This is a genomic window from Longimicrobiaceae bacterium, assembly GCA_035696245.1.
Taxonomy (GTDB): domain Bacteria; phylum Gemmatimonadota; class Gemmatimonadetes; order Longimicrobiales; family Longimicrobiaceae; genus DASRQW01.
In genome coordinates this window covers 1-9,678 of the sequence record DASRQW010000341.1, presented here as the reverse complement: position 1 = coordinate 9,678, position 9,678 = coordinate 1, and the positions used below count along the sequence as shown (strand labels likewise).

Annotated in this window: 7 protein-coding genes; all 7 read left to right on the top strand. The window is 72.0% G+C overall.

Annotated elements, in window-relative coordinates; all coding sequences use genetic code 11:
- On the top strand, nt 1–702 hold a 702-nt coding region (locus tag VFE05_15810), incomplete at its 5' end, for a multicopper oxidase domain-containing protein (GenBank protein ID HET6231539.1).
- A 258-nt stretch (nt 703–960) separates the two neighbouring features.
- Nucleotides 961–2,490, top strand: coding sequence for a multicopper oxidase family protein (locus VFE05_15805; GenBank protein HET6231538.1), 1,530 nt, complete (start codon nt 961–963; stop codon nt 2,488–2,490).
- 351 nt (nt 2,491–2,841) lie between these two features.
- A complete protein-coding gene (locus tag VFE05_15800; GenBank protein ID HET6231537.1) occupies nt 2,842–3,162 on the top strand; it encodes a hypothetical protein in 321 nt (106 codons plus the stop codon).
- Between the two features lie 496 nt (nt 3,163–3,658).
- Nucleotides 3,659–5,425 (top strand): methyl-accepting chemotaxis protein, encoded by a 1,767-nt coding sequence (locus tag VFE05_15795; GenBank protein HET6231536.1) that lies wholly within the window; start codon nt 3,659–3,661, stop codon nt 5,423–5,425.
- Nucleotides 5,426–5,673: 248 nt separating this feature from the next.
- The gene (locus tag VFE05_15790; GenBank protein ID HET6231535.1) at nt 5,674–6,426 is read left to right on the top strand and encodes an MBL fold metallo-hydrolase; all 753 of its coding nucleotides are present in this window, start codon (nt 5,674–5,676) and stop codon (nt 6,424–6,426) included.
- Nucleotides 6,427–6,698: 272 nt separating this feature from the next.
- Entirely contained in the window at nt 6,699–7,892 is a 1,194-nt protein-coding gene (locus VFE05_15785; protein ID HET6231534.1) for a tail fiber domain-containing protein, read from the top strand.
- A gap of 521 nt (nt 7,893–8,413) precedes the next feature.
- The gene (locus VFE05_15780) at nt 8,414–9,541 is read left to right on the top strand and encodes a hypothetical protein (protein HET6231533.1); all 1,128 of its coding nucleotides are present in this window, start codon (nt 8,414–8,416) and stop codon (nt 9,539–9,541) included.
- The last annotated feature ends 137 nt before the right edge of the window (nt 9,542–9,678 follow it).

Genomic DNA, 9,678 nt, shown 5'->3' with positions numbered 1-9,678 from the left:
CTGTACCTGCCCCCCGGCTCGCGCGCGGAGGTGATCGTGACCGGGCCGCCGGCGGGTACGCGCACGGTGCTCATCACCGCGCCCGTGGATCCCGCGCCCACCGCGCCCGCGGATACGCTGGGCTACCTGGTGGGCACCGCGCCGCAGCGGGCCCGCGCCCTCGCGCTCGGGCGCCAGCCGGCAGGCGAGGACGCTTCGGTGGCGGACACGCTGCGCTTCCTGCGCGAGGCCAAGGTCGTGGGCCGCCAGCGCTTCACCTTCCAGTTCCTCGGCGAAACGTCGGCGGGTATCGACAGCGTGCAGTACGAGCCCACCAACGCGCCGGTGAACGTGCCGTGGGGCCAGGTGCAGGAGTGGACGCTGGTGAACCAGACGGACGCGCTGCACACCTTCCACATCCACCAGACGGACTTCTGGATCGTGTCGGTGAACGGCGTCGCCGAACCGGACCGCGTGCTGCGCGACAACGTGCCGCTGGGCGTGCACCCGGACGGCAAGGGCGGCTTCGAGGGCGACACGGTGGTGGTGCGCTTCGTGTTCGACCCCATCGCCGAGGGCCCGTTCGTCTTCCACTGCCACGTCCTGCAGCACGAGGACGAGGGGATGATGCACAACGTCTGCGTCTACGATCCGCGCGACCCGAACGGCCCCAACAAGTGCAACTCGTACTTCTCCGGCAACGCCGGCCACGCAGGGCACTGAGCGCACCGGGGGCGGCGGCGCTGCGCATCCGCCCCCCATCCGCCTATCGACGGCCCGTCCATCCGAGGTCGTCGGACGTCCGCGCTGTCGACGCGCCCCGCTTCAGCGTCGGAACGCACGACTCGACGGGCGGGGATAGGGAGCCCGGTATCCGCCGGCTCCCCGTCCCCGCCCGTTCCACACCCCGCCGGCGCGCCCGCGGCGGCCGGGCTCTCCCACGGGCGGCTGCACCCGCCCGGACCTTCCCGACGAGAAAGCATGCCCAAGATCCGTCTCCCGTGGTGCGGCGCCCTGCTGGCGGCCGCCGCGCTCGTCCCGCTGAGCGCCGCGGCGCAGCAGCAGTGCGGCGACCTGGTAGAACCGCCCACCATGCACGCGCACGGCGACACGCTGCGGATGGCTCCGGCCACCTACCGCGTGGGCGACAGCACCTTCACCACCAACGTCTACAACCGCCATTTCGTCGCCCCCACCATCCACATCGAGCGGGGCGACACGCTGCGGCTGTACGTGGTCAACGCCATGGTGCCGAACGCCAACCAGCCTGACAGCACGATCGCCATCACCAACCAGCACTACCACGGCCTTGTGGTCACGCCCAACCCCGTGCACGGCGACAACGTGACCAGCGTGAAGATCTCGCGCGACACGGCCTGGTACTTCGACTTCCCCGTGCCCGTGGACGTGAACCACGAGGGCATGTACTGGTACCACCCCCACCCTCACGGCAACACCTCCACCCAGGTGGCGGGCGGGCTCAGCGGCGCGCTGATGATCGGCAGCATCCTCACCTACTTCCCGCAGTACCGCGGCGTGCGCGAGCGCACCCTGCTGGTGCGCGACATGACCTTCAACGGCAACAGCAATCCGCTGCTGAACGTGAACGGCAGCACCTGCGTGACCATGCGGGTGCGCCGCGGCCACCCGGAGCTTTGGCACATCGGGAACTTCGACGCGAACACCTTCGTCAACCTCAAGCTGCCGGGCATGAAGTGGACGCTGCTGGGGATGGACGGCAACCACCTCACCCGCCCGCTGCGGGTGGACTCGCTGTACCTGGCCCCCGGGTCGCGGGCTGAAGTGATCGTGGAGGCGCCGCCCGCCACCGTCTCCCGGGTGCCCTTCATCACCGCGCCGGTCGACGCATCCACGCCGGGACCCACCGACACGCTCGGCTACCTGGTCACCGAGGCCCTTCCGCTGGGCAGCGCGCGGCCCGCGTCCGCCGTGGCGGCTCCGCCCACCGGGCCGGAGCCTGCGGGTGACGACGCGCTGGCGCTGGCGACGATCCGCTCGCTGCGCGAGGCGGCGTCGGTGCAGAAGCGCCGCTTCACCTACCAGTTCCTGGGCAACACGTCCGCCGGAATCGACAGCACCATCTACTCGCCAGACGAGCCGCCGATCAACGTGCCGATCGACTCGGTGCAGGAGTGGACGCTCGTCAACCAGACGGGCAACCGGCACACCTTCCACATCCACCAGACCGACATCACCATCGTCTCCATCAACGGCGTGCCGGTGACGGAGAACTTCCTGCGCGACAACGTGCCGCTGGGCGTTCACCCCGACGGGAACGGCAACTTCGCCGGCGACACGGTGGTGGTGCGCTTCAAGTTCCCCCGGGTGGCGATGGGGCCGTTCGTCTTCCACTGCCACGTCCTGATCCACGAGGACCAGGGGATGATGCGCAACGTCTGCGCGTACGACGCGAACGATCCCGACGGGCAGGCGAAGTGCAATGCGTACTTCTCCGGCAACGGCGGGCACGCCGGCCACGGCGGGCATTGAGAAGGCCTGCGTCCGAGGGGATGGGCGACACTGCCGTCCGCCCCCGGCGCGCCTCCCGCGCTGCACCATTGGCAAAAACCCAGCGTCGGGTTATGGTTCGATGAACGCGCGGCACCGCCGCACGCTCGCACAGGTCTTCGCGGAGCCGACGCTCGCGAGCATCGAATGGACGTCCATCGAGGCTATGCTCATAGCGCTCGGGGCGGTGGTCGAGGAGCGAGCGGGAAGCAGGGTGCTCGTGGCCCTCAACGGGGTCGCTCGCGTGTTCCACCGCCCGCACCCCGGCAAAGAGGCGCCCAGGCCCATGGTGCGGAACGTAAGGGCACTCCTGCGTGAAGGAGGGATCGAGGGATGATGAGATACGGGCCGTACGCCGCCGAGATCGAGTTCGACCCCGACACGCAGAGCCTTTACGGGTCTACCGTGAACGTCGTGCCTGGCGGGTTCGATTTCTGGGGGACGAGCGTGGACGAGCTTCGGCGGGAATTCGCCGCGTCTGCCGACGAGTTCGAGAAAGCCTGTTCCGAACATGGAATTCGCTACACCGTTACCGAGGTACCGTCGTCTGCGACGCTCGCGGCCCGCGCCCTCGCGCGCGTGCCGTCCGAGGAGAAGGCGGCCGCCTCCCGCGTGAATGGAGCGAAGGGCGGACGGCCGCGAAAAGCCGGTTGACGCCTGCCGGGCAAAATCGGTCTTCGGGCTGGCTCGCGATGGACCGAACGAGGCCGGTTTCGCACCGTGGGAACGAAGGAGGGACGGCTGCTGCGGCGGCCGTCCTTTCGTTCGTAGATGGCGGGAGTTGGCGGAGACAGAGTGGCGGCGGGAGTGCGAAGGCCGGGCTGCAAACCCGGACGCGAGTGGCGGCCTGCCTCCGTCTCAGACACGTTCGATTGACGCGGGCGTGCGGCATGGCGGGAGCGGAGCGCGGGGTGCAAGGAGGGCCCACGCCAACCTATATTTGGCCCGTCGCGCACGCGCCGGTGAATCACGCGTGCGCGGGCTGGGCACCACCGCCTGCGAGGACCGCGGGTGGGCTTCTTGCAAATTGTTTGTACAATGTTTGCCGAACGTGCGTCCATAAGCTGCGGACGCGCGTTGCACGTTTGGCAGGACGTGCCGCGGAGATACCGCGGGCGCGGCGGGCACCGAATGGACGATGCCGATACAGATGCTCTATCCGACCTTGAAGATGCCGGCCGCGGTTCCCGAAGCTGCGAGTCGAGCCGAGGGAGCGGGCGTGGGCCTGGCGGACGGAGCGCTGCTGGCCGCGGGCTACCGCGACGGCGACCGGCTGCTGAGCCGCCTGCTGCTGGCGCACGCTCCGCTCGTGCTCGCGCTGGCGCCGCTGTATGGGACGTGGTTCGCTGCGCTGGTGTTCGGCGGCGGGCTGATCGCGGCGGGGCTGCTGGTGGCGTGGGCGAAGCCGGGCTCGGTGGCGTCGCGGATGACGCTGGGGGCGGCGCTGCTGCTCATGTCGGCGCTGCTGATCCACCAGACGCACGGCATGATCGAGACGCACTTCCACATCTTCGCCGTGCTGGCGTTCCTGCTGGTGTACCGCGACTGGCGCGTGGTGGTGTGGGGCGCCACGGTGGCCGCCCTGCACCATGCCGGCTTCCACGGGCTGCAGATGGGCGGCGCGCACGTCTACGTCTTCGCGGACCACATGGGCTGGCACATCGTGGCGGTGCACGCGGCATGGGTGGTGTTCGAGGCGTCGGTGCTCATCTACATCGCGCGCGGGCTGGAGGCCGAGACACGCCAGTCCGAGGAGCTGGTGCGCATGGCCGAGCGGCTGGGCGCGGGCGACCTCACGGCGCGCGCGGACGGCGGCGTGGGCGCGGTGGGCAACGCCGTGCGCGCCATCAACACCGGCACGGGGCGCCTGGCCGGGGTGGTGCACGCCATCCGCGGCCGCGCCGGCGAGGTGCTGGGCGTGGCCGAGGCGCTCTCGGCCGCGTCGGAGCACGTGACCTCCGCGGCGGAGGGCGTGGCCGATTCGCTCACGCGGGTGGCGCAGGGCGCGCAGCAGCAGGCGCGCGACACGCAGCGCATGGCGGCGGCGCTGGGCGGGCTGGTGGGCTCGGTCGATACGGTGGCGGAGCGTGCGGCCGGCGTCTCGGCGGCGTCGGAGCACGCGGTGACGGTGGCGCGCGACGGGTCGCGGGTGATCGGGCAGGCGGTGGGCAGCCTGGAGCGCATCCGCGAGACAGTGCTCCAGTCCGCCGCGCAGATCGAGGAGATGCGCGAGCTCTCGGACCGCGTGGGCCGCATCACCGGCGTGATCACCGACATGGCGGCGCAGACGAACCTGCTGGCGCTCAACGCGGCCATCGAGGCGGCGCGCGCCGGCCACCACGGCCGCGGCTTCGCGGTGGTGGCGGCCGAGGTGCGCGTGCTGGCCAACCGCTCCGGCGAGGCCGCGGCAGAGGCGGCCGAGCTGATCCGCGGCGTGCAGGACGCCACCGCCCGCGCGGTCGACGGCATGCAGCACGGCACGGCAGAGGTGAAGCAGGGCGCGCGCCTGGCGGAAGATGCGGGCCGGGCGATGCGCGAGATCGTGGGCGTGGTGGAGCAGAGCCTGGCCGGCGTGGGCGACATCGGGACGGCGGCGGCGCGCATCGCCGACGCCAGCCGCGAGGCGTTGCGGGCGGTGGGCCTGGAGGCGCGCGGCGCCGCTTCTGACGCCGACCTGGCCGCCGTGGTTGCCGCGTCAGAGGCCAACGCCGCCGGCGCGGAGGAGGCCGCGGCCGCGGTGCAGGAGATCAACGCCGCGATGGAGGAGATGAGCGCATCGGCGCAGGAGCTGGCCGGCATCGCCCGCGAGCTGGAGGCCGAGGTCGCCCGCTTCACCGTCACGGAAGAGACGCCGTCGCTCTCCGCCGCTCCGGCGCCGGCCCCGGTCATCCATCCCCGGAAGCCCCTCGCCGCGTAGCGAGCTGCTACGAGTCCCGCAGGTGAAAACAGCCGCGTCCCCGCTATATTGCCGGGCCGCGGCTGTTTCGTCGGTTGGCGGAAGGCTTCGCATCTGCCGAAAGCTCCGCGGGCCCCCTCCCCGGCCCTCCCCCCAAACTGCCTGGGGGAGGGAGAAATGCGGTGGATCGGGGCGCATCTCCCGGTCATCCGCGCCGCGTCGGCCGCTCCATGTCCAGCGGCGAGCATCGCACTCACTGCATCTTCCGAATGCGCTTCGTTCGACCCGCCGCCGTTCTGGTCCTGATCGCTGTGCTTGGCGGGTGCACGCGCAACCTGCGGCGCATCCAGGATCCGCCGCGCGCCATCGCGTTTCCCACCGCGGGGCCGTGGTCGAGCATGGTGTACCTGGCGCAGACGGACAGCGGCGTGGTGGTGATCGACCTGGGCTGGACGGGCGCGCGCGGCAAGCTGCGGCGGGCGCTGGGGCGCATGGGCGTGCGGCCGGACCAGGTGCGCACGGTCTTCCTCACGCACAGCCACCGCGACCACATCGCCGGGTGGCGCGAGCTGCCCAACGCGACCTTCCACCTCTCCGCCGCCGAGGTGCCGCTGTTCGAGGGCGCGGCGCACCACCGCGACGTACCGTCGCGCGTGGCGGAGAGGCTGTGGGGCAACGCCGGGCCGTGGCCGGGCGAGGTGCGCGTGGAGCCCTTCTCGCGCGACACGGCGTTCGCCTTCGGGCGCGACACGGTGCGCGCGTTCCTGGCGCCGGGCCACACCGCGGGCAGCACGGCGTACCTGTTCCGAGGCGTCCTGTTCGGCGGCGACGCGATCCGGTACGCGCGCTTCTTCGGCCTGCACGCGGCCGCCCGCATCTTCACGGCGGACGAGGAGCAGGACCGGGCGAGCGTGGCCGCGCTCTGGGAGCGCGTGCGGCCCTTCCACCCGCGCTGGGTGTGCACCGCCCACGCCAAGTGCCTCCCCGCGGACTCGGCGCTCATGGCGAAGCCGCCGCGGTAGCTCGCCTGGCGGACGGTGCTCCATCGACCCCGGCGGCGTAGCTCGCAGGCCATCTCACGCCAGCGGCTCGCGGAGGAGACATCCGCCCGTCTCTTCGGTAGATGTGCCTGCGGGACGCGGACGAGCCATCGCGGGGAATGGCGCGTGCCTCCCCTGGCGCGCCGGGGAACAGGCGTGTAGGGTTCCGCATACGTCCGTACCTTCCGGAACTGCCGCCCGCCCGCCCGCCCGCGCGGGCGGAGCCACACGCACATCGTCTCCCCGACCTCCCCATGAGCTTCCGCATCCGCACCACCCTGCTCACCGCGGCGCTCGCCGCCGCCGCGTCCGGCGCGCACGCGCAGGCCGACTCGGCGTTCGCGGTCGGCAAGGCCGGGGTGAACCTGCTGCGCCTGAACACCGACGCCGGCTTCGTGGTCCGCGGCACGGCGGGCAGCGGCCTGATCCCGGCCACCGGTGCCGGCGTCCGCATGATGTGGTTTCCCAACCTGTGGGCTTTCCGCGCCGGCAAGGTGGAGAGCTCCGGCTCCGCGTACTGGGACCTCGCGAACGTGGGCGCCGGCTCGGCGGCGTTCGGCGAGAACGCGCGCGCCAGCGGCGCGAACTCGTTCGCGGCCAACCTGACGACCACCGCCAGCGGCGACGAGTCGGTGGCGCTGGGCAACAGCGGCACGTCCAGCGGCGACCGGTCGCTCGCCTTCAACGGCACCGCCTCGGCGACGGGCGCGGTCGCCATCGGCAGCGGCGCGCAGGCCACGGGCGACGACGCGCTGGCCATGGGGCCCAGCTCCATCGCCGGCGGCCTCGCCGCCATCGTCCTGGGGCCGAGCATCGCCAACGGCTCGTTCGGCGTGGCGATCGGCCTGCAGAACAGCGCCAGCGGCAACTTCTCGGTGGCCATCGGCAAGAACGCGCGTACGGCCAACCGCCAGGGCTCGGTGGTGCTGGGCGACGGCTGCGCCGGCTTCTCGTCGGACTCGGTGTTTCCCACCGCCAACAACCAGTTCGTGGCCCGCGGCTGCGGCGGAATCAAGTTCTACACGTCGCAGAACCTGTCGTCGGGCGTGGAGGTGGCGGCGGGCGGCGGTTCGTGGAGCAGCATCTCGGACCGGAACCGCAAGGAGAACTTCCTGGCGCTGGACGGCGAGGACGTGCTGGCCCGCCTGCGCCGCGTGCCGGTGAGCACGTGGAACTACAAGACGCAGGCGCGCTCCATCCGCCACGTGGGCCCCATGGCGCAGGACTTCGCCGCCGCGTTCGGCGTGGGCGAGAGCAACCTGCTCATCAACACGGTGGACATCGACGGCGTGAACATGGCCGCGGTGAAGGCGCTGGACGACCGCTCCGCCGCCCAGCAGGCCCGCATCGCCGATCTGGAGGCCCGCAACGCCGCCCTCGAAGCCCGCCTCGCGCGGCTGGAGGCGATGGTGGGCGCGACGCAGGCTCCGGCCGCAGCGAAGCCGTAACCGCGTCCGGCGGAGAAGAAAGGATCGGCCTCCGAGATTGTCGGGGGCCGATTTGATTTTGTGGGGTGCGGGGAGGTGCCCCCTCCCCCAGCCCCTCCCCCAAAACTGCCTGGGGGAGGGGAGCTAGATCACGGTGGGGTCGAGGGTTGCGCGATTTGGGCCGTGTCGGGCGGCGCCTCGTCGAGCATCGGCGCGCGGTGACGCGCTCTGGAAGCGGCGGCCGGCGGCACATCCATCTCTCGGCGAGCTGCGAGTACGAACTTGCCCTCCGCGCAGCATGTAAAACTGGCGCTAACCTCCACGCCCGCAAGCAGTTCTCCCCTCTCCCGCTTGCGGGGGAGGGGCCGGGGGAGGGGGCATCCCTTCCGCTGCGACACCCCCTCGGCGCCGCGATCAGCCGTCACGTCCGGCTGCGGGTACGCCACCGCGGCGTGCATTTCGCGTCCGGTCGTGGGGCCGCGCGCGCGGGGCGGGAACGCACGCCGCGCATCCATCCGGAACCGCCCGTCACGCCCGAAATCGTGAAGACAGCGCCGTACTCCCACGTTCCCGCCGCCGCGGCCCGCGCCGTGGCGGACTTCTTCGCGCGCTATCTGCCCGCCGCGGGCGCGCCGCCGCCGGACGCCGAGGCGGTGGCCGCCATCGTGGACACGGCGTTCTGGGCCAGCCTGCTGCGCGAGGAGGGCCGCTCGCCGCGCATCTCCCTGGCGCTGGTGCCGCCGGAGCTGGCGGGCGAGCCGCTGCGGTTCGAGCACCCGTTCCCGCTCGCTCCGGCGCCGCTCGCGCGCCTGGCGCCCGCGGTGGAGCGGCCCGGTATCCACCTGGGCGTGTGGCGCCACGGCGGCGAGATGTGCGTGTGGGGCGCCACCCGCGTGCTGCCGGACCTCTGCCTGGTGCTGGAGGTGGTGGAGCCCGGGCTGCTGGTGCTCAAGTACCGGCGGGCGGAGGAGTTCGGCAAGTACGGCAACATCGCCGTGCTGCGCGGCAACCGCATGGACGTGCTGGACCAGGTGAGCACCTGCCTCCCCGGCTGCGACGGCGAGGGCGACGTTCCGGCGGGGCTGCGGCTGGACTCGCGCGCGTCGCGCGTGGAGCTGCGGCCGGAGCTGGTGCAGCTCGCCATCTCCATGCGCGAGCACGGCCGCGGCGGATCGCTGCTGGTGGTGCCCGCGGGGGCGGACGAGTGGCGCGAGTCCATCGTGAAGCCGGTGCCGTATGCCGTGGCGCCGTCGTTCTCCACGCTCGCAAGCCTGCTGGACGCTCCGCCGCCGGAGCCGGAGCACGGGGCGTGGCAGGAAGACGTGCGCCACCTGGTGGACGCCGTCGCCGGCCTGACCGCGGTCGACGGCGCCGCGGTGATGACCGACGACTACGCGATCCTCGCCTTCGGTGCCAAGATCATGCGGCGCGACGGCTTCGCGGCGGTGGAGCGGATCACGGTCACCGAGCCGGTGCTGGGCAACGTGCCGCAGGTGGTCGCGCCGTCGCAGCTGGGCGGCACGCGGCACCTGTCCGCCGCGCAGTTCGTGAGCGACCAGCGCGACGCCCTGGCCCTGGTCGCATCGCAGGACGGCCGCTTCACCGTGTTCGCCTGGTCGCCCGCCGAGGACATGGTCCACGCCCACCGCATGGAAGCGCTGCTCCTCTAGAAGTCTGTTGAAAATCGGGTGCTCAGAATCCGAGAACTGTGCTCACAGGCGATCTCGGGTCGGTCGTGCGAGTGGGGTTCAGATCGCTCGGATCGGCCGCCGCGAGGCACCTCTGGAGCGTGAGGGGGAGCGTGTAG

Excerpts from the sequence above, each read along its gene's own strand:
- VFE05_15805 (HET6231538.1), top strand. The coding sequence starts at position 961 with ATGCCCAAGATCCGTCTCCCGTGGTGCGGCGCCCTGCTGGCGGCCGCC.
- VFE05_15800 (HET6231537.1), top strand. The coding sequence starts at position 2,842 with ATGATGAGATACGGGCCGTACGCCGCCGAGATCGAGTTCGACCCCGAC.
- VFE05_15795 (HET6231536.1), top strand. The coding sequence starts at position 3,659 with ATGCTCTATCCGACCTTGAAGATGCCGGCCGCGGTTCCCGAAGCTGCG.
- VFE05_15790 (HET6231535.1), top strand. The coding sequence starts at position 5,674 with ATGCGCTTCGTTCGACCCGCCGCCGTTCTGGTCCTGATCGCTGTGCTT.
- VFE05_15785 (HET6231534.1), top strand. The coding sequence starts at position 6,699 with ATGAGCTTCCGCATCCGCACCACCCTGCTCACCGCGGCGCTCGCCGCC.